24 protein-coding genes are annotated in these 23562 nt (G+C 68.9%); 15 read left to right on the forward strand and 9 right to left on the reverse strand.

Annotation, left to right across the window (positions count from 1 at the left end; translation table 11 throughout):
* Positions 1 to 20: 20 nt before the first annotated feature.
* Together ACZYSP_RS13495 and ACZYSP_RS13500 are read right to left on the reverse strand one after the other, a co-directional pair.
* Positions 21 to 731, reverse strand: a complete 711-nt coding sequence (locus ACZYSP_RS13495; protein ID WP_489014672.1) for a DUF3053 domain-containing protein — start codon at positions 729 to 731, stop codon at positions 21 to 23.
* 36 nt (positions 732 to 767) lie between these two features.
* On the reverse strand, positions 768 to 1664 hold the full coding sequence (locus ACZYSP_RS13500) for a LysR family transcriptional regulator (protein ID WP_093054151.1): 897 nt from the start codon (positions 1662 to 1664) through the stop codon (positions 768 to 770).
* 97 nt (positions 1665 to 1761) lie between these two features.
* Between ACZYSP_RS13500 and ACZYSP_RS13505 the strand changes: the two genes are divergently transcribed.
* Both ACZYSP_RS13505 and ACZYSP_RS13510 read left to right on the forward strand, forming a co-directional pair.
* Positions 1762 to 2793, forward strand: coding sequence for a Bug family tripartite tricarboxylate transporter substrate binding protein (locus ACZYSP_RS13505; protein WP_093077033.1), 1032 nt, complete (start codon positions 1762 to 1764; stop codon positions 2791 to 2793).
* A gap of 30 nt (positions 2794 to 2823) precedes the next feature.
* A complete protein-coding gene (locus ACZYSP_RS13510; RefSeq protein ID WP_093077031.1) occupies positions 2824 to 4539 on the forward strand; it encodes an FAD-dependent oxidoreductase in 1716 nt (571 codons plus the stop codon).
* A gap of 28 nt (positions 4540 to 4567) precedes the next feature.
* Here ACZYSP_RS13510 and ACZYSP_RS13515 read toward each other — a convergent pair whose 3' ends face one another.
* Positions 4568 to 6016 carry an MFS transporter gene (locus ACZYSP_RS13515; protein WP_093077030.1) on the reverse strand — a complete coding sequence of 483 codons (1449 nt, stop codon included), beginning with the start codon at positions 6014 to 6016 and terminating at the stop codon, positions 4568 to 4570.
* A gap of 182 nt (positions 6017 to 6198) precedes the next feature.
* Between ACZYSP_RS13515 and ACZYSP_RS13520 the strand changes: the two genes are divergently transcribed.
* Positions 6199 to 6726, forward strand: coding sequence for a phosphatidylglycerophosphatase A family protein (locus ACZYSP_RS13520; RefSeq protein WP_093077177.1), 528 nt, complete (start codon positions 6199 to 6201; stop codon positions 6724 to 6726).
* The gene (locus tag ACZYSP_RS13525) at positions 6720 to 7247 is read left to right on the forward strand and encodes a CinA family protein (RefSeq protein ID WP_093054143.1); all 528 of its coding nucleotides are present in this window, start codon (positions 6720 to 6722) and stop codon (positions 7245 to 7247) included. Before ACZYSP_RS13520 ends, ACZYSP_RS13525 begins: the two co-directional genes overlap by 7 nt.
* A 30-nt stretch (positions 7248 to 7277) precedes the next feature.
* Here ACZYSP_RS13525 and ACZYSP_RS13530 read toward each other — a convergent pair whose 3' ends face one another.
* On the reverse strand, positions 7278 to 8462 hold the full coding sequence (locus ACZYSP_RS13530) for an Acg family FMN-binding oxidoreductase (RefSeq protein ID WP_256216767.1): 1185 nt from the start codon (positions 8460 to 8462) through the stop codon (positions 7278 to 7280).
* A 77-nt stretch (positions 8463 to 8539) separates the two neighbouring features.
* On the opposite strand from ACZYSP_RS13530, the gene ACZYSP_RS13535 reads away from it, so the two are divergent.
* The 3 genes from ACZYSP_RS13535 to ACZYSP_RS13545 are packed head-to-tail and all read left to right on the forward strand — an operon-like array spanning position 8540 to position 10272.
* Complete coding sequence (locus tag ACZYSP_RS13535; RefSeq protein WP_093077027.1) at positions 8540 to 9436, forward strand: LysR family transcriptional regulator; 897 nt, start codon at positions 8540 to 8542, stop codon at positions 9434 to 9436.
* 27 nt (positions 9437 to 9463) lie between these two features.
* A complete protein-coding gene (locus ACZYSP_RS13540) occupies positions 9464 to 9958 on the forward strand; it encodes a nuclear transport factor 2 family protein (protein ID WP_093077025.1) in 495 nt (164 codons plus the stop codon).
* The gene (locus tag ACZYSP_RS13545; RefSeq protein ID WP_093077024.1) at positions 9955 to 10272 is read left to right on the forward strand and encodes a GNAT family N-acetyltransferase; all 318 of its coding nucleotides are present in this window, start codon (positions 9955 to 9957) and stop codon (positions 10270 to 10272) included. Before ACZYSP_RS13540 ends, ACZYSP_RS13545 begins: the two co-directional genes overlap by 4 nt.
* Here the strand turns inward: ACZYSP_RS13545 and ACZYSP_RS13550 are convergent.
* Both ACZYSP_RS13550 and ACZYSP_RS13555 read right to left on the reverse strand, forming a co-directional pair.
* Positions 10262 to 11449 carry an MFS transporter gene (locus tag ACZYSP_RS13550; protein WP_093077022.1) on the reverse strand — a complete coding sequence of 396 codons (1188 nt, stop codon included), beginning with the start codon at positions 11447 to 11449 and terminating at the stop codon, positions 10262 to 10264. The genes ACZYSP_RS13545 and ACZYSP_RS13550 overlap by 11 nt on opposite strands.
* 52 nt (positions 11450 to 11501) lie before the next feature.
* Positions 11502 to 12296 (reverse strand): YecA/YgfB family protein, encoded by a 795-nt coding sequence (locus ACZYSP_RS13555; protein ID WP_093054132.1) that lies wholly within the window; start codon positions 12294 to 12296, stop codon positions 11502 to 11504.
* 55 nt (positions 12297 to 12351) lie between these two features.
* On the opposite strand from ACZYSP_RS13555, the gene ACZYSP_RS13560 reads away from it, so the two are divergent.
* A complete protein-coding gene (locus ACZYSP_RS13560; protein WP_489014680.1) occupies positions 12352 to 14049 on the forward strand; it encodes an FMN-binding glutamate synthase family protein in 1698 nt (565 codons plus the stop codon).
* A gap of 64 nt (positions 14050 to 14113) precedes the next feature.
* Positions 14114 to 15025 carry a BUD32 family EKC/KEOPS complex subunit gene (locus ACZYSP_RS13565; protein WP_093054128.1) on the forward strand — a complete coding sequence of 304 codons (912 nt, stop codon included), beginning with the start codon at positions 14114 to 14116 and terminating at the stop codon, positions 15023 to 15025.
* Positions 15026 to 15166: 141 nt separating this feature from the next.
* Here the strand turns inward: ACZYSP_RS13565 and ACZYSP_RS13570 are convergent, their stop codons facing one another.
* Positions 15167 to 15598, reverse strand: a complete 432-nt coding sequence (locus ACZYSP_RS13570) for a putative toxin-antitoxin system toxin component, PIN family (protein WP_093077019.1) — start codon at positions 15596 to 15598, stop codon at positions 15167 to 15169.
* Positions 15599 to 15726: 128 nt separating this feature from the next.
* On the opposite strand from ACZYSP_RS13570, the gene ACZYSP_RS13575 reads away from it, so the two are divergent.
* Positions 15727 to 16194, forward strand: coding sequence for a surface-adhesin E family protein (locus ACZYSP_RS13575; RefSeq protein ID WP_307615320.1), 468 nt, complete (start codon positions 15727 to 15729; stop codon positions 16192 to 16194).
* Here the strand turns inward: ACZYSP_RS13575 and ACZYSP_RS13580 are convergent.
* On the reverse strand, positions 16180 to 17418 hold the full coding sequence (locus tag ACZYSP_RS13580) for a THUMP domain-containing class I SAM-dependent RNA methyltransferase (RefSeq protein ID WP_093077016.1): 1239 nt from the start codon (positions 17416 to 17418) through the stop codon (positions 16180 to 16182). The two genes, ACZYSP_RS13575 and ACZYSP_RS13580, sit on opposite strands and share 15 nt — an antisense overlap.
* A gap of 82 nt (positions 17419 to 17500) precedes the next feature.
* On the opposite strand from ACZYSP_RS13580, the gene ACZYSP_RS13585 reads away from it, so the two are divergent.
* From ACZYSP_RS13585 to ACZYSP_RS13605, 5 genes are all read left to right on the forward strand, one after another.
* Entirely contained in the window at positions 17501 to 19306 is a 1806-nt protein-coding gene (locus tag ACZYSP_RS13585; protein WP_093077014.1) for an ATP-binding response regulator, read from the forward strand.
* Positions 19307 to 19393: 87 nt separating this feature from the next.
* Positions 19394 to 19978 carry a cytochrome b gene (locus ACZYSP_RS13590; RefSeq protein ID WP_093077013.1) on the forward strand — a complete coding sequence of 195 codons (585 nt, stop codon included), beginning with the start codon at positions 19394 to 19396 and terminating at the stop codon, positions 19976 to 19978.
* Positions 19978 to 20565, forward strand: coding sequence for a YceI family protein (locus ACZYSP_RS13595; RefSeq protein ID WP_093077175.1), 588 nt, complete (start codon positions 19978 to 19980; stop codon positions 20563 to 20565). Before ACZYSP_RS13590 ends, ACZYSP_RS13595 begins: the two co-directional genes overlap by 1 nt.
* A 65-nt stretch (positions 20566 to 20630) precedes the next feature.
* Positions 20631 to 21275 (forward strand): YceI family protein, encoded by a 645-nt coding sequence (locus ACZYSP_RS13600; RefSeq protein ID WP_093054276.1) that lies wholly within the window; start codon positions 20631 to 20633, stop codon positions 21273 to 21275.
* A gap of 19 nt (positions 21276 to 21294) precedes the next feature.
* Positions 21295 to 21942: a LysE family translocator gene (locus ACZYSP_RS13605; protein ID WP_093077011.1), complete on the forward strand. Its 648-nt coding sequence runs from the start codon at positions 21295 to 21297 to the stop codon at positions 21940 to 21942.
* Between the two features lie 7 nt (positions 21943 to 21949).
* Here ACZYSP_RS13605 and ACZYSP_RS13610 read toward each other — a convergent pair whose 3' ends face one another.
* On the reverse strand, positions 21950 to 23557 hold the full coding sequence (locus ACZYSP_RS13610) for a phospholipase D family protein (RefSeq protein ID WP_093077009.1): 1608 nt from the start codon (positions 23555 to 23557) through the stop codon (positions 21950 to 21952).
* Positions 23558 to 23562: the final 5 nt, after the last annotated feature.

A 23562-nucleotide genomic window follows, 5' to 3' on the forward strand; every position in this document is an offset into this window, starting at 1 on the left:
TCGTTGCTGCGCTGCTCCGGTCAGGAGCCGCGCACCATCGCCTGCATCTTCTGCTGTGCAGCGTTGATGGCTGCCGACTGCCCGTTGAGCTGCTGCAGCATCTTGTTGAGCTCGGCCTGCACCGCCGGGTCGGTCACGGTGACCGAAGAGCCTGCGACCTGGATCTTCGACTTGTTCTTCTCCATGAAGTCGCCGATGGCCAGCGCGCTGTTGAACACGGTGTCGAGCGCGGGGAACACTTCCTTGAAGGTGGTGGACGGCGCAGTCACGGTCTTGTCGAAGGCCTTGTCGTAGACCTGCTTCAGGTCGTCGGGTTGCTTGAGCTGCGCATGCGCGGCATCGGCCTTGGCGGTCTGCTGGTCGAGCGCGGTGCGCAAGCCGGTCAGGCCATCCTTCGCGGCCTTGAGGTCGTCGCGGCGCGCCGGCAGGTCGGCAATGGAACGCAGCGCGCCCTTGGCCATGATCTGCGTCATGGGCTGGCTCACCGACTTGTTCATGCCTTCGTTGAAGTCGGTGATCACGGCGTAGTGCTTCGCGTAGTCGCCGAACGAGGCTTTCTCTTCCTCGTTAGGCACCGGCACGCGCAGGCCGGGCTTGTCGAGCACGCGGGTCTGCAGGAAGGTGGTGAAGGCCTTGCGCTGCTCGGCTTCCTTGTTGCCGCAGGCCACCAGCGCGAAGCTGAAGGCCACCAGGAGCGACAGGGCCCCGAGACGTTGAATGAAAGTTCTCATGGGGACTGGCCCTCCCGTGTGTTGTGGATCTAAAAATTATAGGGAGCGCTTCAGAGCCTCTATGAAGGCACGCGCCGCGGCCGAGAGCGAGTGGCCGCGCTTGGTGACGATGGAGATGTCGCGCGCCACGCGCGGCGAACTCAGTATCTTGATCACCAGAGACGGATTGGCCTCCGCGCGCGCGAAGGCCGAGGGCATGATCGACGCGCCCATGCCGGCGGCCGTCATCCAGATGGCGGTCGAGAGAAACGAAACCTCGTTCACCACGTCAAGCGCCACGCCCGCATCGGCCGCGGTGCCGTCGATGAGCGGGCGCACGCCGTAGCCCGGGCGCACGGTGATGACGGGATGGCGCGCCAGGTCGGTCCAGCGCACCACGCGCGCCTTGGCCAGCGGGTGGTCTTCCCGGCACACCAGCGCAAGGTGGTCGCGCATGAGCCGCTGCACCTCGACTTCGGCGCCGGGCCGCTCGGGCGTGCCGATGCCGAAATCGACGTGCTCGCCGAGGATGCGCGAGATGAACTGGTCGGGCGCGCAGTCGTTCACCAGCACGCGCACGCCGGGGTGCTGCTCGTTGAACGCGCGCATGGCATCGGGCAGAAGAAAGGCCGAGAGCGTGGGCGTGATGGCCAGCGTGACGCGGCCGCGCTCGAGCGTGGCCAGTTCGCGAAAGTCGGCCGAGAGCGAATCGACGTCGCGCAGGATGCGCTCGACCGTGACCATCATCTGCTCGGCCGCCGCCGTGGCCTTGAGCGAACGCGTGGTGCGGTCGAACAGGCGCGTGTCCAGTCCGTCCTCGAGCTGGCGGATCAGCATGCTCACCGCCGACTGCGTAACGAACAGCCGCTGAGCCGCCGCGCTGAGCTTTTTCAGCTGGTAGACCGCCAGGAATGCACGCAGCTGGCGGATCGTAGGACTGAAGTTCGTATTCATCAGAAAAGATGATATTTCATTAGAAATATCTTGATTTACGAATGAATGCTGTCATCGTTCAATCGTTGAAAAGACACATCACATTCAAGGAGCCTCGATGGCAGTACCTCTTGCCGACGGGAAGAGCGTGCTTCGCAGGCAGCTCATGCTTGGCGCAGTCGGCGCGGCATTGACCGGCGGCTCGGCTTTTGCGCAGGCACCTGCGCCATCGCCATCTTCGACCGTCGGCGATTTCCCGAACAGGCCCATCCGCATGATCGTGACCTTTCCGCCGGGCGGCAGTGCCGATGCGGTGGTGCGCCTGATGGTGCCGCGGCTCAACGAGAAACTGGGCCAGCCCTTGGTGGTCGACAACCGGCCCGGCGCGGGCGGCAACGTGGGGCTCGCGCTGGTGGCCAAGACACCGGCCGACGGCTACACGCTGGGGCTGGGCGCAGCCGGTGCGCTGACGGCCAACGCGAGCCTGTACGCACAGATGCCCTTCGACCCGGTGAAGGACTTCAAACCCGTGGGCATGGTCGCGGCCACGCCCTTCGTGATCGTGGGACACCCTTCCCTTCCGGCGCGCACGCAGCGCGATCTGATCGCGCTGGCGAAGGCGAAGCCGGGCACGCTGTCGATCGGTCATGGCGGCAACGGCACGGCCATGCACCTGTCGGCGGCGCTGTTCGCGCAGATGGCCGACGTGAAGCTGGTTGAAGTGCCCTACCGCGGCTCGGGCCCCGCGGCGCTCGACACCATGGCGGGACAGATCCAGCTCGCGCTGGTCGACTTGCAGGCTTCGCTGCAGCAGATCCGCGCGGGCAAACTGATCGCCTTCGCGGTGACCAGCGCACAGCGCGTGCCGATGCTGCCCGAAGTGCCCTCGGTGGCCGAGGCCGGCCTGCCCGGCTACGACTCCACGGGCTGGTTCGGCGTGGTGGCGCCCGCGGGTACGCCCGCACCCATCGTTGCGCGGCTCAACGCCGAGATCAACGCCGCGCTCGCCGACGAGCAGATCAAGGCCGCGATGCGCAACCTCGGCGCGGAGCCCGCGCCGAGCTCGACCGAAGCCTTCGAGGCCTACATCCAATCCGAGACGAAGAAGTGGGCGAAGGTGATCCAGACCGCCCACATCCGGCTCGACTGACGGCACGCTCCCTTCCGCCCTCTTGCGAACATGACCGACCACCACACCGCAGCAGCACTGCAGGCCGACGTGATGATCGTCGGCGCCGGCCCCGTGGGCCTTACGCTGGCCATGGACCTCGCCTCGCGCGGCGTCTCGGTCGTCATCTGCGAGACGCGCCGTTTCGCGGAGCCGCCGAACGTGAAGTGCAACCACGTGGCATCGCGCACCATGGAGCAGTTCCGCCGCCTGGGCGTGGCGCAGAAGCTGCGCGATGCGGGGCTGCCCGCCGACTACCCGAACGACGTGGTGTTCCGCATCAGCGTGACGGGCACCGAACTCACGCGCATTCCGATTCCGTGCCGCCGCGATCGCTACACCGAGACCGAAGGCCCCGACGCGTGGTGGCCCACGCCCGAGCCGCCGCATCGCATCAACCAGATCTACCTCGAGCCCATCCTGCTGAAGCACACGGCCGCGCTACCGGGCGTGACGCTCCTGAACCGCACGCAGTTCGCGGGCTTCACGCAAGACGACGAAGGCGTGACGGCCATCGCCACCGACATGGACAGCGGCGTGACGCGCAGCATCCGATGCCGCTACATGGTGGGCTGCGACGGCGGCGCCTCCACCGTGCGCAAGCAGATCGGCGCAAGGCTCGAAGGCACGGCCGTGATCCAGCGCGTGCAGTCGACCTTCATCCGCGCGCCGCAGCTGCGCGCGCTGATTCCGGGCAAGCCGGCGTGGTCGTACTACGCAATGAACCCGCGCCGCTGCGGCACGATGTTCGCCATCGACGGGCACGAGACCTGGCTGGTGCACAACCACCTGAATGCCGAAGAGCCCGAGTTCGATTCGGTCGACCGCGACAAGTCGCTGCGCGAAATCCTCGGCGTGGGCCCCGACTTCAAGTACGAGATCATCAGCAAGGAAGACTGGATCGGCCGCCGCCTCGTGGCCAATCGCTTCCGCGAGGGCCGCGTGTTCATCGCGGGCGATGCGGCGCACCTGTGGGTGCCCTATGCGGGCTACGGCATGAACGCGGGCATTGCCGACGCGCTCAACCTCTCGTGGCTGCTGGGCGCGGTGGTGCAGGGCTGGGGCGACGAGGCCATCCTCGACGCCTACGAGGCAGAGCGCCAGCCGATCACCGAGCAGGTGTCGAACTTCGCGATGGACCATGCGCAGAAGATGATCCGCGCGCGCCGCGCCGTGCCGCCGAACATCGAGGAGCCCGGCCCCGCCGGCGATGCGCTGCGCGCCGACATCGGACGCGAGGCCTACGAGTTGAACGTGCAGCAGTTCTGCTGCGGCGGCCTCAACTTCGGCTACTTCTACAGCGGTTCGCCGATCATCATTGCCGACGGCGAGCACATGGCGCCACCCTATTCGATGGGCGAGTTCACGCCGTCCACCGTGCCGGGCTGCCGCGCGCCGCACTTCTGGCTTTCGGACGGCCGCTCGGTCTACGACGCCTTCGGCCCCGGCTACACGATGCTGCGCTTCGACCGCAGCGCGGACGTGCGGCCGCTCGAACGGGCCGCGGCCGCCTACAGCATGCCGCTCACGGTGCTGGACATCGAGACCGAGGACGTGCCCAAGGCCTACACGCACCGCCTCGTGCTGTGCCGCCCCGACCAGCACGTGGCCTGGCGCGGCGCGCACCTGCCGGCCGAGGTCTACGACCTGGTGGGCCTGCTGCGCGGTGAAGGCCTGCGAGTGCGGGCGCGCCGGCGGGCGCTGGCCTGGGAAGGCGTGGTGGCCTGAGCCTTCTCTTCTTCTAAGGCTGGCCCGCTCACCAGCCGCGCCGTGCGACGGCGCGGTACGCAAGCCACACCGCCAAGGCCGGCGCGAGCGCAAAGCTCGTGAACAGCCACACGGCCGCCGAGCGCGCGCCCTCGACGCCGCCCGGCACGGTGAGGCCCGCCGCATTCGCGACCAGCCCCGCCACGGCCGCACCAACGGCCATGCCGTAGAGCTGCACGGTGGTGATCGAGGCGGAGGCCAGGCCTTCCTCGCCCCTGGGCGCGAGCGCCATCACGCGCGTGATGAGGTGCGGCCAGCCGATGCCCACGCCAAGCCCCACGGCCGCCAGTGCGACGGCGATCAGCAATGTCTCGAAGCCGTCGGCGAAGAACCCCGGTGACGGCAGCAGCCACGCCAGCGCCGCCAGCCCCAGCGTGCAGATCACCGGGCCGGCGCGCAGCATGCGGTCGGCCCCCGTGCCGCTGCGGCCCGAGGACAGCAGCGAGCCCGCGCTCCAGCCGCCCGCCATCGCGGCGGTGAGGTAGCCCGCCGCCAGCGGCGAGTGCCCGTGCAGCAGCTGCAAAAAGTACGGCACGAAGATTTCGGTGGTGCTGCCGATCAGCAGCAGCGCCACGCTCGCGTAGATGGCGCCCAGCGGCGCGCTCATCGAATAGGCGCCGCTCGGCAGCACGCGCACAGTGGCACGACTGTCGATGCGCGTGGCCGCGAAGCCGATGGCCAGCCCCAGTGCCACGCCGACGGCCTGCCAGAGCAGCTCGGGCCACAGGCCGCTGGCCGCAATCACCAGTACCGACAGCGCGAGCAGGCCGATCTGCATCCCCGGCACGCGCGGTGGAACCTCGGGCCGCGCGTGCTTCACGCCCATCGAGGGTCGCAATTGCACGAGCACCAGCAGCGCCTGCGCCGCCGCCACTGGCAGCAGGAACCAGAAAGCCCAGCGCCAATGCCCGGCCTGCGCGAACAGGCCGCCCACAGCCGGCCCGCACAAAGTGGCGACGCCCCACATACCCGACACCAGCGCCACCGCGCGCGGCCACAGCCGCTGCTCGAACACCAGCTGGATCAGCCCGTAGCTCAGCGCCGCGAGCAGCCCGCCGCCCAGCCCCTGCACCGTGCGGCCCGCGAGCATCCACGGCATCGCCGGCGCGAGCGCGCAGCCGACCGAGCCGGCGCTGAACACCGCCAGCGCCGCCAGGCACGCGCCGCGCGGGCCGAGCACCGCGAGCAGCCGCACCGACAGCGTGGCGCCGAGGATCGAGCCGACCACGAAGAGCGTGGTGCTCCAGGCGTACCAGTCGAGCCCGCCGATCTCGCCCACCACCGACGGCAGCACGGTGGTCACGATGTGCACGTTGACGGCATGCAGCGCGACGCCGCCTGTCAGGGCCAGCGCGCGCCAGCCATTGCGGCCGCTGAACAATTCGCTCCAGGCGGCGGTGGCAGGCGGAGGACGCAGGGCGGCGGAAGAGGAAGACATGGCGCGAAGACGAAGCTTGGAAAGGAGTCCGGATACTAGGCGGCCGGCGCCAATTAAACAAGTTATTGCTTTGATAAATAAATCGCACCGAACCGGTGCCGGCGCAGATGCGCGACACTTCTGCCCCGATGCACGCCGCTTCTTCCTCTCCTTCTTCCTTGTCCACCACGACCACCGGCGCCATGCCCCAACCCCCGATGCGCCGCGCCACGCTGCGCTTTCTGCTGTCGCACCCCGCGCATTTCATCGCGCTGGGCTTCGGCTCGGGCCTGTCGCCCTTCGCGCCCGGCACCGTGGGCACGCTGTGGGCCTGGGTGGCTTTCGCGGTGATGCAGCTTTGGTTCACGCCGGCGACCATCGGCTGGATCATCGCGGCCTCGCTGCCCATCGGCTGGTGGGCCTGCACCGTGGCCGCGCGCAACATGAACGTGGCCGACCCAGGCGCCGTGGTGTGGGACGAGGTGATCGCCTTCTGGATCGTGCTCTGGCTGGTAACGCCGGCCGGACTCTTCGCGCAGGCCATCGCCTTTGCGCTGTTCCGTTATTTCGATGCCGCCAAGCCCGGCCCGGTGGGCTGGGCCGACGCGCTGTTCAAGCAGCGCGATGCGGCGCAGGTGCGCTGGTGGCGCGCGGGCTTCGGCATCATCCTCGACGACTTGGTGGCGGCGTTCTGCACGCTGCTGGTCATTGCACTCTGGCGCGCATGGTGAACCCGATGGACTCTTCCTCTACAACGGCGCTCGCCGACCAGGACACGCCCGAACTGGTCGTGGCCCTGGCCGGCTTGCTGCAGAAAAAAGGCTGGATGCTGGCCACCGCCGAAAGCTGCACGGGCGGGCTGATCGGCGCGGCCTGCACCGAGCTGGCGGGGTCGAGCGTGTGGTTCGAGCGCGGCTTCATCACGTATTCCAACGAAGCCAAGACCGAGCTGCTGGGCGTGGACGCAACGGTGATCGCGGCGAACGGCGCGGTCAGCGAGCCGGTGGCACGCGCCATGGCCACGGGCGCGATCGCGCATTCGCCGCCGTCGCGCGTGGCGCTGGCCGTGACCGGCGTGGCGGGCCCGACCGGCGGCACGCCCGACAAGCCGGTGGGCACGGTGTGGTTCGGCTGGTCGGTCGATGGCGATGTGCGCACCGAGCGCCGCCGTTTCGACGGCGACCGCGCCACGGTGCGCGCGGCCACGGTGCATCACGCGCTCAAGACGCTGGTCGAGCTGCTCTCGCGCTGAACGCGCGGGCAGGCTCCGGCCTTCAGGCCTTCAGGCCGTCATGAAGTCGCCGAGCGGCCGGCGCGGCGCGGCAGGCACCGGCGCCATCGGGTAGCCGAGGCGGCACATCATCTGCACCGTCGGGCTGTGCCTGTCGCCCGGCCGCGCGGTGCCCAGCAGCAGGTCGTGCGCGACCGCACGGCACGGCGCCATCTCCGCGAACTCTTCGAGCGGCTGGCTCATCGGGTGCATGCCCAGGCCCAGGTCGGTGGCACGCAGTTGCTGGCGCACATGGGCGCGGCCCGCCGCAATCTGCTCGGTGCGGCTGTTGCCGCGCGTGCTGAGCCAGACGAAGCCCATCGCGGTTTGGGCCTGGTCCTCGAACATCTGCAGGGCCTGGCGGAACGAAGGGCTGTCTTCGGGCGCGGGCGTGCTGCGGCTGAACTGCCCCAGCGCAACGGCGATGCGCAGCGCCGGATCGTTGACCGAGAAGCCGTCGCGGTGTTCGAGGATCTCCTGCGGGCCGATGCGCAGCAGCTGCAGGTTTTCCATCGCGGTGCCGGGCGTGGCGAGCTCCACGCGCGCGGCCGCCGCGCAGAGCCTGCGCAAGGGCAGCACGCGCGCCATCTCGACCGTGCCGGATGAGCTCACCATGCCGCCCACCGGCACCACCGAGGTGAGGCCCTGCAATATGTCGGCCGACACCGGCCGCGTGAGGTCGAAGCGCTGCTTGGGCGTGCGCCGCCGCAGCACCTGCGCGAACAGCGGATCGGGCACGCCGCCGTCCGCCAGCCGCAGCCGTGCCACCGGAATGTGCGGCCAGTGCCGCGGCTCGCCGATCAGCTCGCCCTGCGGCCATAGCTGCACGCTGGCCTGCACGCCCTGTTGCGCGAGCGCCATCACCAGCAGCTCGATGAAAGCGCCGTGGCCGATGACGACCTGCCGGCCGAAGGGATCGGACTCGGGCTGCACGCGCTCGCGGTCGCAATAGACCACGATGGCTTCGGGCTCGCGCAGGTCGACCAGCCAAGGCTGGCAGTTGTACGCGGTGGGGGCCGTGACGGCATAGGCGACGGCGCGCTTGCGCACGTCGGGCTCGTTGCCGGGGCCGTTCCATACCTCCAGCGCGGCCGCCGGCATGTCGGAGTTCAGCCACCAGGCTGCCAGCGCGGCCGCACCCGCCGCTACGACAACGCCGCCTCCCAGCAGCCGGACAAAGTTTCTTCGCTCATCCATTGCGCGGATTATCGAAAGCGCGCCCGCAGTTCACAATGCGTCAAGCTTCGATAACTGCTATTCAAAACTGAATACCGATGAGACCCGACAAGGAACTGGGCTTCGACTGGCGGCTGGTGCGCGCGTTTCTGGCCGCGCTCGACCATGGCAGCCTGCTGGGAGCGGCGCGCGCCGTGGGCGCGAGCCAGCCCACGCTGGGCCGCCACATCGCCGAACTCGAAGCGCAGCTGGGCGTGGTGCTGTTCGAGCGCACCGGCCGGGGCCTGCGGCCGACCGAAATGGCCACGCGGCTCGCGCAGGCCGCGCGCGCCATGGAAAGCGGTGCGCTCGCGCTGTCGCGCAGCGTGTCGGGCGCCAACACCGCGCTGGCCGGCACGGTGCGCATCTCGGCGAGCCAGGCCACGGCGCGGCACCTGTTGCCGGCGCTGCTGGCCCAGATGCGGCGCGAGCTGCCCGAGATACAGGTCGAGCTGGTGGCAACCAACGAAGTCAGCAACCTGCTGCGGCGCGAAGCCGACATCGCGCTGCGCATGAGCCCGCCCGAGACCGGCTCGGTGATCGCCCGGCGCGTGGGCCGGTTCGCGCTCGGCACCTTCGCCCAGCGTGACTACCTGCGCCGCCGCGGCACGCCGCGCCAGATCACCGACCTGCTCAAACACGACCTGCTGGGCTACGACCGCGACGACAGCATCCTGCGCAGCTCCGCCCAGCTCGGCGCGCCCCTGAAGCGCGAGGACTTCTGCTTTCGCACCGACGACGTCAGCGTGTACTGGGAGGCGCTGCGCCAGGGCGTGGGCATCGGCTTCGTGAGCGAGTCCTTGGCCCACACCGACGGCGAAGTGGTGCGCGTGCTGCCTTCGATCAAGCTGCCGGTGCTGCCCGTGTGGCTGGCGGTGCACCGCGAAGTGCGCACCGACCGGCGCATCCGCTCGGTCTATGATTTCCTCGCCCGCACCATTCCCCAGGTGCTGTGACCCCCCGCCAACCAACCCGAAGGCCTCATGACAGCAGCCACCAATGCCCAGACCATCGAGCGCTTCTACAGCGCGTTCGCCAAGCTAGACGCCGCCACCATGGAAGCCTGCTACGCAAGCGACGCAGTGTTCGACGACGAGGCTTTTTCGCTGCGCGGGAGGCGCGAAGTGGGCGGCATGTGGCGCATGCTGGCCACGGGCACGAAAGCCAAGGGCGCCGACGTGTGGCGCCTGACCTGGCGCGACGTGAAGGCCGACGACAGTACCGGCAGCGCCCACTGGGACGCGCACTACCGCTTCAGCGCCACTGGCCGCCTCGTCGACAACAGCATCGACGCGCGCTTCACCTTCACGCCCGAGGGGCTGATCGCGACGCACCGCGACAGCTTTCCGTTCTGGACCTGGTCGCGCCAGGCGCTCGGCACGCCGGGCCTGCTGCTCGGCTGGACACCCATGCTGCACAACAAGGTGCGCGCCACCGCCGCAGCCAACCTCGCCACTTTTCTTGCACGCCAGCCATGAGCAACAACACCGCCCTCACCTTTTCCAACAACGAAACCCAGCACCGCTACGAGGCCACGCTGGATGCCAAGCTCGCGGCCTATGCCGAGTACAACCTGCTGACCGACGCGATCATGTTCACGCACACCGAGGTGCTGCCCGAGCACGAGGGCAAGGGCGTGGGCTCGGGCATCGCGAGGCACGTGCTCGACGAGGCGCGCGCCAAGGGGCTGCATGTGATTCCGGTGTGCCAGTTCATCGCGGGCTATATCCGCAAGCATCGCGAGTACGCCGACCTGGTGCGGCCGGACATTCAGCGCGCCTTCAAGATCTGACGGAATCGGCCTTCGGCGCGGGCAGCCACGCGAAGGCCGCGATGCCAATCACCAGCAGCGCGGCGATGGTGGACAGCACGGCCGTCAGCGGGTCGCCGCCATGCGCCGACGCGACCGAAGCGGCGACGCCCGTGCCCCACTGCATGAGCGCCACGCCAAGGAACATCGCCATCGTGAACACGGCCATCGCGCGGCCGGTGAGCGTGGCCGGATAGGCGCCGCGCACGTCGGCGTATTGCCAGACGATGAAGCCCGAGAGCACGCCGATCAGCACCATGCCGGCGATGTCGAGCCAGGCCGAGTGCAACACCGCGATGAGCGCGAAGAGCCCCGCATAGCCGAGCGCGCAGATCACGATCCAGCGGCGGCGCCCGGCGCCGTCGCGGTCGAGCCGGCCGAAGAGCGGCGCGCCGAACAGCGAGATCACCGACACCGCCAGCGCGACGTTGCCGCTCTGCACCAGCGAATAGCCGTGGCGCTCCATCATCAGCGGGCCGAGCCACAGGCCGCGCAACGAGATGAAGGCGGCGTAGGTGACTGCCCCCAGCACCATGATGCCCAGCGTGTGCGGCATGGCGAACAGCGCGCCGAACTGGCGGATCGCCTCGGGGATCGACTCCTTGACCTGCGGCACGGCCGAGGCCGGCTCGTGCACCCAGTACCAGATTGCGAGCCATGCCAGCGCGGCCGCCACGGCCAGCACCAGGAAGCCCGCGCGCCATGAATAGGCCTGCACCAGCCACGCCAGCGGTGTGCCGGTCGCCAGCATGCCGAGGCCGCCGACGGCCAGCACCATGCCCGACACGGTGGCGAAGCGCGCCGCCGGAAAGTGCCGCGCGATGAACACCGTGCACACCAGGAAGGCTGGCGCGCAACCCACGCCGATCAGCGCCTGGCCCGCCACCAGCACGAGGTAGCTGGACGACACCGCCGACAGCAGCGCGCCCGCGATGGCGACAGGAAAGGCCACCAGCACCGTGCGGCGCACGCCATGCAGGTCGATGCCGATGCCCATGAACAGCTGCATGGCGCCGAACGCAAAGTGAAAAGCCCCCGAGAAGATCCCGAGGGCCTGGGCGGAGAGATGAAAGTCGGCCTGCAGCGGGCTCGCCATGATGGCGCCGACCGTGCGGAACGCCTGGCTCAGCGCGACCCCGGCGCACAGCGCCAGGACCATCACCCAGGCCGCGCGCGGCGTCAGGGGTGCACTGTCAGAGCCAATGCCGGCGCTAGGTGGCACCGTGGCACTTCTTGTATTTTTTTCCGCTGCCGCAGGGGCACGGGTCGTTGCGGCCGGGAGCAGCTTCCTTGCGGATGGTCTCGGCCTTCGGGCCCAGGCTCTTCCAGAGCTGGCGCAGGTCGTACACGGCCCAGATGGCGGCGCCGAAGTCGTCCAGCCGCTGCTGGCTCACGCTGGGCGGGGCGTCGTCGCTGTACATCGACAGCGTGGGCTTGGCGTTGTCGTCCTCGGTGAGGGCGACGATGTTGTCGAGTGCGTCGTCGAGCATGCGCGCAGCATCTTTGTCGCGCGGCGTGGCCCAGTCTTCGGGCCAGTTCTCGACCGCGTACATGAAGCCCAGCGCCCAGACCTGTGCGAAGGAGGGGATCGCTTCGCCGGCCACTTCGGCACGTTCTTCCTCGGGCAGCGAGGCGATGGCGCCGCGGGTGTCGAGCACCTCGGGCTGCCAGCTGCGTTCGTCGTCGAGGGTTTCGACGGGGGCATCGAGACCCTCTTCGATCTCGACCCAGCGGCGCTTCCAGTTCCAGACGAACTCCATGTGCTGCGCGGACGAGAAGCTGTCGCCCAGCAGCACGGGCCAGTATTCGGACGGCATGATGGGGCGGCGGGTACAGATCAGCGCGGCCATGAAGCCCTCGCAGAACTCCCATTGGGGGATTTCCTCGTCGTGCTCGCGCATGGCGTCGAGCGCCTGGTCGAGTGCGTCGAAATCGTCGGGGCCGAGGGGGGACTGGGCTGCGGAGGTGGCCTCTGGGGGCGAAATGGGGTCGGGAATGGTCGTCATGGCAAGTTCGGGGCAGCCCTCTATGATGCAGCAGGCTCCGGTCGAGACTATTTCTATGCCCACGATTATTCCGTTTCCGACGCGCTACAGCGCCTTCGCCCTGTGCGTGGTCGGTCTGGTGGCCTGCCTCGCGTTCGTGCTGGTGTCACCGCACCTGTGGCTGGCCTGGATCGGCGTGGCAGTCTTTGCGGTACTTACAGGTACCGGCGTGCACGACCTGCGGCAGGCCCGCCACGCCATCCTGCGCAACTACCCGGTCATCGGCCATTTGCGCTTTCTGCTGGAGTTCATCCGGCCAGAAATGCGGCAGTACTTCATCGAGAGCGACTCGGAAGCCGCACCCTTCTCGCGCGCCCAGCGCTCGCTGGTGTACCAGCGCGCCAAGGGCGACCCCGACAACCGGCCCTTCGGCACGCAGCTGAACGTGACCATCGCGGGCTACGAGTGGATCAACCACTCGATGCAGCCGACGAAGCTCGAGAACCACGATTTCCGCATCGTGATCGGCGGCACGCCGCAGCCGGTGGGCGCCAACCCGGCGCAGGTCTGCACGCAGCCCTACAGCGCGAGCGTATTCAACATCTCGGCCATGAGCTTCGGCGCGCTGTCGGCCAACGCCATCCTCGCGCTCAACAAGGGCGCGATGATGGGCGGCTTTGCGCACGACACCGGCGAGGGCTCGATCTCGCAGCATCACCGGGTGCACGGCGGCGACCTGATCTGGGAAATCGGCTCGGGCTACTTCGGCTGCCGCAACGACGACGGCACCTTCAACGAAGAGCGCTTCACCGCCAACGCGCGCGACCCGCAGGTGAAGATGATCGAGATCAAGCTGAGCCAGGGCGCCAAGCCCGGGCACGGCGGCGTGCTGCCGGCCCCCAAGGTCACGCCCGAGATCGCGGCGGCGCGCGGCGTGCCTGTGGGCGTGGACTGCATCTCGCCCTCGTCGCACAGCGCGTTCTCCACGCCGACCGAGATGATGCATTTCGTCGCGAAACTGCGCGAGCTGTCGGGCGGCAAGCCGACTGGCTTCAAGTTCTGCCTGGGCCATCCGTGGGAATGGTTCGGCATCGTCAAGGCGATGCAGGCCACCGGCATCACGCCCGACTTCATCGTGGTCGACGGTGCCGAGGGCGGCACCGGCGCGGCGCCGGTCGAGTTCAGCGACCACGTGGGCGCGCCGCTGCAGGAAGGCCTGCTGCTGGTGCACAACACGCTGATCGGCGTGAACCTGCGCCACCGCATCAAGATCGGCTGCGCCGCCAAGGTGATCACCGCCTTCGACGTGGCCCGCATGATGGCGCTGGGCGCCGACTGGTGCAACGCCGCGCGCGGCTTCATGATGGCGCTGGGCTGCATCCAGGCGCAGAGCTGCCACACCGGCCATTGCCCCACGGGCGTGACCACGCAGGACCCGCTGCGCCAGCAGGCGCTGGTGGTGCCCACCAAGGCCGACCGCGTGCGCAACTTCCACCGCAGCACGCTGCATGCGCTGCAGGAGCTGGTGCAGGCCGCGGGCCTCGACCATCCGCAGCAGATCACCGCGCACCACATCGTGCGCCGCATTTCCGACACCGAAGTGCGCCTGTTGAGCAACCTGGTGATGCAGGTGCAGCCGGGCGCACTGCTCGGCCCGCTCGACGAGCAGCACAATGTTTTCCGTACCTACTGGCCGCTGGCCAGTGCTGAGAGTTTCCAGCCCGTGACACAGGGCCCGCAAGGGCTTGTGACGGGCTTTGCAATGGCCGCATGAGTGCAGCGCCGGGCCGCCCCAAGCAAGCTCGTACCGCAGCACGGAGTGCGGAGGTATCGACCTGATGAATCCTTTGAGACGAGGCGCCAACGCGCGCCTGCAAACGCGCAAGGGCGCAGCTTCGGCGCCCGCGCCCCTCGACGCGCTTTCCCCGAACCCGCCAGCGCCCAGCGACTACGCGGAGTTCCTGCGCACCACCCTGCCCCAGCAGAAGAAGAACGTGGCCAGCCACCGCTTCGGCAGCGAACGCGTGTGGCTCAAGAAGGCCGGCCCCCGGCATGGCAAGTGGGGCTACCGCGTGATGGCGGCGGTCGCCCGCATGGCGCGGCTGGACATCATCAAGCCGGTGCCCAACCCGGGCGGCGAAGCGGCCATCGCCACCGAGGCGCGTCGGCTGAAACAGCTCGCGGCCGCCGGCCTGCGCGTGCCGGTGGTGCTGGCACAACAGGCCGATGGCCTGCTGATCTCGGACCTGGGCGAAAGCGGCCGCGCAACGGTCGTGCTGCAGGAGCGGCTCGACCAGGCCGCCGCAGCGGGCCCCGCGGCGCTGCTGGCTGTTTGGCGCGAGGGCCTGACAGCAATCGCCGCCGTGCACGTGCGCGGCCAGCACCTGAGCCAGGCCTTCGACCGCAACCTCGTGCAGTGCCCTGACGGCGTGATCGGCTACATCGATTTCGAGGATGACCCGGCCGAGGTCATGACACTGGCCGAATGCCAGGCGCGCGACTGGCTGAGCTACCTGCACTCGACGGCCATGATGCTGGAAGCCGCCGCGCCGCAGGCTGCCGGGCAGCACTGGCATGCGGCGCTGTCCGGCGTGAACGAAGAGGTACGCGAGCGCATCGCGAACGCAGCGCGGCGCATGAAGTGGGCGCAGAAGCTGCCGGCGAGCCGGCGGTGGGGGCGCGATACGCAGCGGGTGCGGGCGGTGGCGCGGTTGCTGGGGCGGTGGTATCTGGCGCCTCTCCCGAATTAGCGACAGTCGTTGCGCGAGTTATTGGCGATCAATTTGCTTCTTTGAGTTCATACCAATGGCCCACGGGCCCGATGAGCTTGTAGAAGACAAAGCCGAGCGCAATCGCTCCGGCACCGATGGAGAGGATGCGAGCGGCAGATCTCACGGCCCAAACGCCGCCTGCACCGCCACCCCACGCAGCGCCAGCCTCTTCTTCATCGACAGCACCGCCCGATCCTTGCTCAGCAGCAGCGCCCGGTGCGCCACGGCCAGGTCGATGAACACCTGGTCATCAGGATCGCTGCACACGCAAGGTGCGCGCGGCGGAATGCCCTCGACCATCTGCACCCGCGCGTCGAAATCTGCCAGCACCACCGGCACCTGCAGTTCGCGCTGCGCCATGCGCCTTGCAATCAGCGGATAGCCCAGCACGCGTTCGAGCTCCATGCGCATGGCGGCCGTAACCAGCCAGCGCAGTTCTCCCGCGGCCAGCCGCGCAGTCAGCGGCTCCCAGGCCGGATCTTCGAAGACCAGCAGGTCGAGCGCGATGTTGGTGTCGATGACGACGGGGGCGGAGGATTCTGTCAACGTCATGGAATGTGCGGGGGATATCGCCGATGTTGCACCATGCAGGGCCGGCGTCAGGCCCGAGTCGGTTCGGCCGACGACAATGCTCCCGGGCGCTTGCGCGCCCTGCCTCATCACAGCATCCGCCCTCTTTCATGAAACGTCTCCCGCTGCTCTGCCTCGTCCTGCTCGCCTCCGTGGGTGTCCGGGCCGAGTGGTTCACGCTGTCGGGCACGCCCGGCGACGCCACCAGCAGCTACGTGCAGGTCGAGCCGACCAGCGTCGAGGTGGACGGCTCGAACCGCCTCGTGAGCCTGCGCATGAGCCTGCCGGAAGACCGCACGGGCCGCGACGGCATCAGGTTCCGCTCTTTCCAGGCCCGGGCCAAGGTCGATTGCGAGGCCCGCAGCGCGCGCTACGTGAGCGCTACCTACTTCGGCCATCCGGATTTCGTCGGCGAGCCGGTCGCGGTAAGGCATTTCGAGGAGAGCGACGTGCGCACCGTGACCCTGGCCGGCGCACGCGACCTCGTCACGCGAACGATCAACGCGGCCTGTGCCGTTCGCCCCAAGGAAGCCAAAGAACAGCAGCCCAAGCCCGAAGGCGAGCTACTTCCGCGCTGAGCCCGCGACCATGTCGAAGCGGAACAGGCGGCATTCGATAGGGCCGTTCCACATCGGCACGCGGCGCGATTCCTTCAGGCGCATCTGCTTGGGCAGCTTGAGGTCGGGCGTGAGCACCCAGGCGGTCCAGCCGGCGTAATTCTTCTTCCAGTGGGTGGCGAGCTGCGGGAAGAATTCGCCGCCATCACCCCCTTCGCCTGCTTCGGTCTGCGCCGATTCGCGCGCACCCGAGCGCCCCGTGCCGGCCACGCCGCCCACCTCGATGCGCTCGCCGTACGGCGGGTTGAGCATGATCACGCCGCCCTCGGCCGGCGGCATGCGCTGCAGCGCGTCGCCGCCGCGGAACTCGATGGCCTGCGCCACACCGGCGCGCTCGGCGTTGCGTTCGGCAAAGTCGACCATGCGGTGCGACACGTCAGAGCCGAAGATCGCCACGCCGCCCTCGCGCACGGTCGTCTCGGCCTCCTGCCTGATGGCGGTCCACACGTGCGCCTGGAACGGCAGCAGCTTCTCGAAGCCGAAGCGCCGCAGCGACCCGGCCGCGATGCCGCGCGCGATCTGCGCCGCCTCGATGGCAATAGTGCCGCTGCCGCAGCAGGGGTCGTACAGCGGCTGGGTCGACACTTCGCCCGTTTCGGGATTCCACCAGCCGCTGGCGGCCAGCATGGCGGCGGCCAGGGTTTCCTTCAGCGGGGCGTCGCCCTTGTCCTGGCGCCAGCCGCGCTTGAACAGCGGCTCGCCCGAGGTGTCGATGTAAAGCGTGCAGGTGTCGGTGGTCAGGTGGGCGAACACGCGGCAGTCGGGCCACTGGGTCTCGATGCTCGGGCGCACGCCGTTGGCCTTGGCGCGGAAGCGGTCGGCAATGGCGTCCTTGATGCGCAGGGTGGCGAAATTCAGGCTCTGCAGCGGGCTGTGCTGGGCGGTGGTCTCGATCTTGAAGGTCTGCTTCGGGGTGAACCAGATCTCCCAGGCCACGCCGTTGGCAATGGCGTACAGGTCGTTCTCGCTGCGGTAGGGCGCGTGGGCCAGTTCGACCAGCACGCGCTGCGCGAGCCGGCAGTGCAGGTTGAGCTTCAAGGCGTCGCGCCAGTCGGCGCGCACGCGCACGCCGCCGCGCAGCGTGAGCAGGTCCTGGCCGACGCGGCCGGTCAGGGCGTGCACCTCCTGGGCGAGGAATTCCTCGACGCCGGCGGCGCAAGGCAGGAAAAAGGAGAGATCGTTCACGGAAATTTGACCATCGGGGAACCCGACTAGGGGACTCCATTGTCGCCGCGTCACGCACCTTCTCTATATAGTCGATTCGCCGATGACCCCCACCCCCGCATCACCGACCGCGCCGGCCGCCGCCAGCGACAGCAGCGACGACCGCTTCGCGATCCAGTGCGAGGTGCTGCGGCTGTCGGTCCGGCCCATCGGTCCGGTGCTGCTGGTGCAGTACCTGCTGAACTGCGGCGTGGCGGCGCTCTTCGCCTGGCAGTACTCGCTGACGCGCGCGCTGGTCTGGATCGCGCTGGTCACGGGGGTGACGGTAATGCGCGGCTTCTTCCCGCAGCGCCTGCCAGAACCCTTCACGCCCGAAACGCTGCGCGAGGCGCAGCGCACGCACACGCTGCGCACGGCCATCTGGGAGCTGGCGCACGGGCTGGCCGGGGTGCTGCTGTTCAACCCCGCGAGCGCCGACCTGCAACTGCTGCTGGGCCTGATCCTGATGGGCATGACGCTGTCGTCGGCCTTCTCGGTGTCGTTCTACACACCGGCCACGCAGCTCGCCATCACTCTGCTGCTGGCGCCGATCATCGTTACCGGCCTATGGATGGGCGCGCCGGTGATGATGGCCGTGGCAGTCATCGGCATCGGCCTGATCGCGATGATGTGGAAGCTGGTGGCCGAGCGTTCGCGCCAGCTCGAAGAGAACATCGGCCTGCGGCTCAACGAGCGCACCCTGCGCGAACAGGCTCTGGCCGGCCTGCGCGCCTCCGAGCATGCGCAGGCCGAGCGTCTGCGCTTCTTCTCGGCCGCCAACCACGACCTGCGCCAGCCGGTGATGGCCATCGGCCTGCAGGCCGAGGTGCTGCGCCAGCAGCTGAACAACGGCGCGGACATGGAGGCGGTGCAGCACACGGTGGGCTCGCTGGCGCGGGCGCAGCAGGCGCTGGAGGGGCTGACCAACCAGCTGCTGGAAATCGGCCGCATCGAGGCCGCGGTCGATCCGCTGCGCCCGGCGGCAGTGGCGCTGGCACCGCTGCTGCAGGAACTGGCCCGGCAGGCGGGCGACGGCCGGGTGCTGGTGCGCTGCCCGCGCGACGCAATCGCCTGGAGCGACACGGTGTCGCTGCGCCGCGTGCTCGCCAACCTGGTCGACAACGCCGTCAAGTTCACACCGCGCGGGCGCGTGCTGCTGGCGGTGCGGGCGCGGCGGCGAGGCGCCGGCAGGGCCTGGCGCGTGGAGGTGCGCGACAGTGGCATCGGCATCGCGGCCGACGCGCAGCAGCGCGTGTTCAACGACTTCGAGCAGATCGGCAACGTCGAGCGCAACCTGCAGCGCGGCCATGGGCTGGGCCTGGCGATCGTGCGGCGGCTGGCGGCGCAGCTCGGCATTGCGGTGTCGCTGCGCTCGGCGCCGGGGCGGGGGTCGGTGTTCAGCTTCGAACTGCCTGCAGCGCCGGAAGGCGCGGTGGTGGCGGCGCGCCCTGCTGCGGTGGCGCAGGACGATGGCGACGAGGCGGCGCGCACGCCGTTGCGCCCCGGGCTCGCCGTGCTGGTGGTGGAAGACAACACGGTGGTGGCCGACAGCCTCTCGGCCCTGCTGCTGCAATGGGAAGTGGAGCCGCGCGTCTATGCCAGCGCCGCCGAGGCGCTGGCGCTGGCCGACCTGCGCGCGCTCGACGCGGCGCTGTGCGACATCCGCCTGCCGGGTGCGCTCGATGGCATCGCGCTGGCCGAGAAGCTGCAGCGGCAGAAGCCCTCATTGGCGATCGCGCTGATTTCGGCCGACATCAACGAAGCCACCCAGCGGCTCGCCGCCGAGCGCGGCTGGCATGCGCTGCGCAAGCCGGTGCAGCCGGACGAACTGCGCGGCGTGCTGCTGAAGGCGCAGCTGCTGCGGGGCTGACCGAGGCCACCGGGCTGGCACGGCCCCTGCTGTGCTGTCATGGCTTCCGATATATGCTCCGCGCACAGGCCGCCAGCCCTGCCTTCGATGTCCACCGACACATCCCCCCCTCCCCCCGCCGCCGACCCGCGCTACGACCCGCTCGCGATCGCGCTGCACTGGCTGCTTGCGGCCCTGATCGTCGGTTCGTTCGGCGTCGGGCTCTACATGACGGGCCTGCCGTTCTCGCCGCTGCGGCTGAAGGTGTACAGCTGGCACAAGTGGGCGGGCATCACGATCCTCGCGCTCTCGGCGCTGCGGCTGCTGTGGCGGCTGGGGCACCGTCCGCCGGCGCTCCCGCCGGGCATGACGCGGCTGCAGCTGGCGAGCTACCGCATCAGCCACACGCTGATGTACCTGCTGTTCTTCGCGGTGCCGCTGTCCGGCTGGGCTTACAGCTCGGCCATGGGCATGCCGGTCGCGTGGTTCGGCGTGCTGCCGCTGCCCGACTTCGTGCCGGTCGACCACGACTTCGCCGAGGCGGTGCTGCAGCCGTTGCACCGCAACTGCGCCTTCGTGCTGGCGGGCGTCACGCTGCTGCACGTGGTGGCGGTGCTCAAGCACCACTGGATCGACCGCGACGGTCTTCTGAAACGCATGTGGCCCGGGCCACGCAAGGAATCTGCTCGATGATGAAGCGACTGTTTTTCCGCCTCTTGCCGCCGCTCGCGGCGCTGGCCTTCGCCATCGCGCTACCAGCCAGCGCCGAGCCCGCGGCCGCGAAGCTCGTTGCCGACAAGAGCCAGATCGTGTTCGTCACCAAGCAGATGGGCGTGCCGGTGGAAGGCACGTTCAAGAAGTTCGACGCACACGTCGCCTTCGATCCGAAGAAGCCCGAGGGCGGCAGCGTCGCGCTGCAGATCGACACGGCCAGCGCAGGCTTCGGCGTTCCGATGAGCGATGCCGAGTTGCCCAAGCAGCCATGGTTCGACGCCGCGCATTTCCCGCAGGCAAGCTTCCAGTCGAGCGCCATCAAGGCGCTGGGCGACGGCAAGTTCGAGATGGCGGGCAAGCTCACCATCAAGGGCACGGCCAAGTACGTGACGGTGCCCGTCAGCATCGCGGCGGCCGGCGGCAACTACGCGGTGGCCACCGGAAGCTTTACGATCCAGCGGCTCGACTACAAGGTGGGCGACGGCGAATGGACCGACACCTCGATGGTCGGCAACGAGGTGCAGGTGCGCTTCAAGTTCACGCTTACAGGCCTCGGGCCGCTGTGAACGGCCGAATGGGCCTGCCCTCCCCTCACTCACTTTTCTCTTTCATGACCCACACAACCAACGCCATGAAAAAGCTCCTTCTCGCCGCGGCCCTGTCGGCCGCCGCGTTCACCGGCGCCACGGCACAGCAGCAACCACAAGGGCCCGAATACACCGCGCCGGCCGTGGCCGCCAAGCCCGCGGGCGGGCCGGTGAAAAACGCCAACTACGTGGTCGACCCGACGCACACCTTCGTGATGTATGAAATGGGCCACTACGGCACCACCACCAACCGGGGCCGCTTCAGCACCAAGGACGGCTCCGTGCAGATCGACGGTACCGGCGCCAGCGGCAAGGTCGACATCACGATGGACATCAGCTCCATCAACACCGGCGTCGACCTGCTCAACCGCCACGTGCAAAGCAAGGACTTCTTCAACGTGGCCGAGTTTCCGACCGGCCGCTTCGTGGCCGACCGCATCGACTTCAGCGGCGGCAAGGTGGTCGACGTGCCGGGCACGCTCACGCTGATGGGCCAGACCAAGCCGGTGACGCTGAAGGCCGTGCGCTTCAACTGCTACCTGAGCCCGCTGATCAACCGCCAGGTGTGCGGCGGCGACTTCGAGACGACCGTGGAGCGCAGCGACTGGGGCATCACCTGGGGGCTGAACTTCGGCTTCGAGAACAAGGTGAAGCTGCTGGTGCAGGTCGAAGCGGTCAACGTGCAGTGACACCGGAGAAGGCAAGGCCATGATGGACACCACCCTTTCGCTGCTCGGCATCGCCGGCGCCATGACTGTGGGCGCGATGAGTCCCGGCCCCAGCTTCGTGATGGTGGCCCGCACCGCCGTGACCTCGCGCACCGACGGACTGGCCGCAGCGCTGGGCATGGGTGCCGGCGGGCTGGTCTTCGCGATCGCCGCGCTGGCCGGGCTGCAGGCGGCGTTCCTGGCCGTGCCGGCGCTGTACGTGGCCATCAAGGGCCTGGGGGGCGCCTACCTCGTCTACCTGGGCTTTCGCATCTGGAGCGGCGCGCGGCAGCCGCTGGCCGTGGCGGCGCAAGAGACGGACGGGTCGCCGCGCCAGCAGGGCCGCAGCGGCCGCACCTTCCTGCTGGGCCTGGCCACGCAGGTCAGCAACCCGAAGACTGCCGTGGTCTACGCCAGCATCTTCGCGGCCTTCCTGCCGCGCGAGGTGCCGCTGGTGCTCGCACTGGCGGTGCCGGCGGTCATCTTCTGCATCGAGACGGGCTGGTACGCCATCGTGGCGCTGGCGCTTTCCTCGGCAGCGCCACGCTCGACCTACCTGCGCTACAAGGTCTGGATCGACCGGGCCGCCGGCGGCGTGATGGGGCTGCTGGGCCTGCGGCTGATCTGGTCGGCCGTGCGCGGCAACTGAGCCGACGCTACAACAGGCTCTCCGGCGTCAGCGGCGCCAGCAATTCGAGCATGGTCCGGTCCCAGAAGCCGGAGTCGGGCTCCTCGCTCAGCACGGTGAGCTTGCCGGCGTCGTCGCTGACCCATTCGATGCGCGACTCGTTGCTGCCCTCGGCAAAGCGCAGCCGGTAGGCGCCCTGCTGCTTGAGCACGTCGATGAGCTTGAGCGCCTGTTGCGCCATCTCGGGGCTGCGGATGAAGAGACCGATCTCGGTGTTGTGCGTCTCCGAGCGCGGATCGAAATTCATCGAGCCGACGAAAAGAATGCGCCGGTCGATCACCGCCGACTTGGCATGCAGCCTGCCTACCGAGGTGCCGAACAGGCCGAGCCGCACGCTGCGCCGGGTGCGCGTGGAGCTCAGTTCGTAGAGGTCGGCGCCGAGCTTGAGCATGTCGGGCCGGTAGCGGCGGTAGGCGGTGTGCACCAGCGGCTCGTCGGTGGCGGCCAGCGAATTGGTGACGACGCTGATCTTCACGTTGCGGCCGCGGATCTCGCGCATCACCTCCAGCCCCGAGGCGCCCGGAATGAGGTAGGGCGAGACGATGGTCACCTCGGAGCGCGCACGGCGCATCTGCTCGACCACGTTGTAGCGCACGCTGTCGACGTCCAGCAGCGGCACGCCGCCGTAGGACGTGGTCTTGCCGATCACGCGCTCGGGCGAATCGGCGTAGGCCTCTGCGGTGGCCCAGATCAGTCCGAGCTTGCCGGCGTTCAGGTCTTCCGCCATCGGGCTGTAGCCAAGCAGGTCGTTGGGCGCGGGCGGCGGCGGTGGTGGCGTGGTGTCGAGGCCGGTGGCGACGTCGAAGCGCTTCTGCAGCTCCTCGCGCGACAGGTCGCTGGCCACCACCGACTGGATCGGCCGCACGTAGATGCTGTTCCAGTACTGGTCGAACAGGCTGCCCAGCCGCGGGATCAGCGCGCCGGTGACGAAGGTGTCGAGGTCGAGGAAGTTCTCCCCCGCCGTGCGCCTGAAATACTGGTTGCCGATGTTGCGCCCGCCCGCCACCGCCATCGCGCCGTCGGCAATGAACAGCTTGTTGTGCATGCGGCGGTTGACGCGGCTGAAGTCGAAGAGCGACGCGCTGAAGCGCTTCAGCAGGCTGCCGCGCCCGGCCGGGAACGGGTTGAACAGGCGCAGCTCCACGTTGGGCGTGGCGGCCAGGCCGAGCAGCAGCTCGTCTTCGCCGGAGGTGTAGAGGTCGTCCATCAGCAGCCGCACGCGCACGCCGCGCTGGGCGGCGTCGCGCAGGGTGCGCATCAGGTAGCGGCCGGTCTCGTCGTTCTCGATCTGGTAGTACTGCACGTCGAGCGTGAGCTGCGCGCGGCGGGCCAGCTGGATACGGGTGTCGAAGGCGAAGTCGCCGCCGGGCATGAGGCGAAAGCCGCTCAGGTCGGGGTCGGGCTGGGAGGCCAGCGCGATCTTGCCGAGCGCGGTGTCGGCTGACACGGCCATGGCCTTGGTGGGCGGGCGCGGCGCCTCGTCGGGCAATGTGGCGCAGCCTGCGAACAGCAAGACCGCAGCCATGACGAAAACCCAATGCCCACAACGCGAAAGCGACGGCAGGCGACGGGTCATCGGTG

Source organism: Variovorax sp. F042 (assembly GCF_057814215.1).

What these genes read in the sequence shown, in the direction of transcription:
- ACZYSP_RS13555 (WP_093054132.1), bottom strand. Translation starts at nt 12,296, where the DNA reads ATGACGACCATTCCCGACCCCATTTCGCCCCCAGAGGCCACCTCCGCA.
- ACZYSP_RS13505 (WP_093077033.1), top strand. Translation starts at nt 1,762, where the DNA reads ATGGCAGTACCTCTTGCCGACGGGAAGAGCGTGCTTCGCAGGCAGCTC.
- ACZYSP_RS13520 (WP_093077177.1), top strand. Translation starts at nt 6,199, where the DNA reads ATGCCCCAACCCCCGATGCGCCGCGCCACGCTGCGCTTTCTGCTGTCG.
- ACZYSP_RS13605 (WP_093077011.1), top strand. Translation starts at nt 21,295, where the DNA reads ATGATGGACACCACCCTTTCGCTGCTCGGCATCGCCGGCGCCATGACT.
- ACZYSP_RS13540 (WP_093077025.1), top strand. Translation starts at nt 9,464, where the DNA reads ATGACAGCAGCCACCAATGCCCAGACCATCGAGCGCTTCTACAGCGCG.
- ACZYSP_RS13495 (WP_489014672.1), bottom strand. Translation starts at nt 731, where the DNA reads ATGAGAACTTTCATTCAACGTCTCGGGGCCCTGTCGCTCCTGGTGGCC.
- ACZYSP_RS13560 (WP_489014680.1), top strand. Translation starts at nt 12,352, where the DNA reads ATGCCCACGATTATTCCGTTTCCGACGCGCTACAGCGCCTTCGCCCTG.
- ACZYSP_RS13550 (WP_093077022.1), bottom strand. Translation starts at nt 11,449, where the DNA reads ATGGTCCTGGCGCTGTGCGCCGGGGTCGCGCTGAGCCAGGCGTTCCGC.
- ACZYSP_RS13500 (WP_093054151.1), bottom strand. Translation starts at nt 1,664, where the DNA reads ATGAATACGAACTTCAGTCCTACGATCCGCCAGCTGCGTGCATTCCTG.
- ACZYSP_RS13585 (WP_093077014.1), top strand. Translation starts at nt 17,501, where the DNA reads ATGACCCCCACCCCCGCATCACCGACCGCGCCGGCCGCCGCCAGCGAC.
- ACZYSP_RS13530 (WP_256216767.1), bottom strand. Translation starts at nt 8,462, where the DNA reads ATGGATGAGCGAAGAAACTTTGTCCGGCTGCTGGGAGGCGGCGTTGTC.
- ACZYSP_RS13525 (WP_093054143.1), top strand. Translation starts at nt 6,720, where the DNA reads ATGGTGAACCCGATGGACTCTTCCTCTACAACGGCGCTCGCCGACCAG.
- ACZYSP_RS13590 (WP_093077013.1), top strand. Translation starts at nt 19,394, where the DNA reads ATGTCCACCGACACATCCCCCCCTCCCCCCGCCGCCGACCCGCGCTAC.
- ACZYSP_RS13515 (WP_093077030.1), bottom strand. Translation starts at nt 6,016, where the DNA reads ATGTCTTCCTCTTCCGCCGCCCTGCGTCCTCCGCCTGCCACCGCCGCC.
- ACZYSP_RS13570 (WP_093077019.1), bottom strand. Translation starts at nt 15,598, where the DNA reads ATGACGTTGACAGAATCCTCCGCCCCCGTCGTCATCGACACCAACATC.
- ACZYSP_RS13545 (WP_093077024.1), top strand. Translation starts at nt 9,955, where the DNA reads ATGAGCAACAACACCGCCCTCACCTTTTCCAACAACGAAACCCAGCAC.
- ACZYSP_RS13510 (WP_093077031.1), top strand. Translation starts at nt 2,824, where the DNA reads ATGACCGACCACCACACCGCAGCAGCACTGCAGGCCGACGTGATGATC.
- ACZYSP_RS13600 (WP_093054276.1), top strand. Translation starts at nt 20,631, where the DNA reads ATGAAAAAGCTCCTTCTCGCCGCGGCCCTGTCGGCCGCCGCGTTCACC.
- ACZYSP_RS13575 (WP_307615320.1), top strand. Translation starts at nt 15,727, where the DNA reads ATGAAACGTCTCCCGCTGCTCTGCCTCGTCCTGCTCGCCTCCGTGGGT.
- ACZYSP_RS13595 (WP_093077175.1), top strand. Translation starts at nt 19,978, where the DNA reads ATGAAGCGACTGTTTTTCCGCCTCTTGCCGCCGCTCGCGGCGCTGGCC.
- ACZYSP_RS13610 (WP_093077009.1), bottom strand. Translation starts at nt 23,557, where the DNA reads ATGACCCGTCGCCTGCCGTCGCTTTCGCGTTGTGGGCATTGGGTTTTC.
- ACZYSP_RS13565 (WP_093054128.1), top strand. Translation starts at nt 14,114, where the DNA reads ATGAATCCTTTGAGACGAGGCGCCAACGCGCGCCTGCAAACGCGCAAG.
- ACZYSP_RS13535 (WP_093077027.1), top strand. Translation starts at nt 8,540, where the DNA reads ATGAGACCCGACAAGGAACTGGGCTTCGACTGGCGGCTGGTGCGCGCG.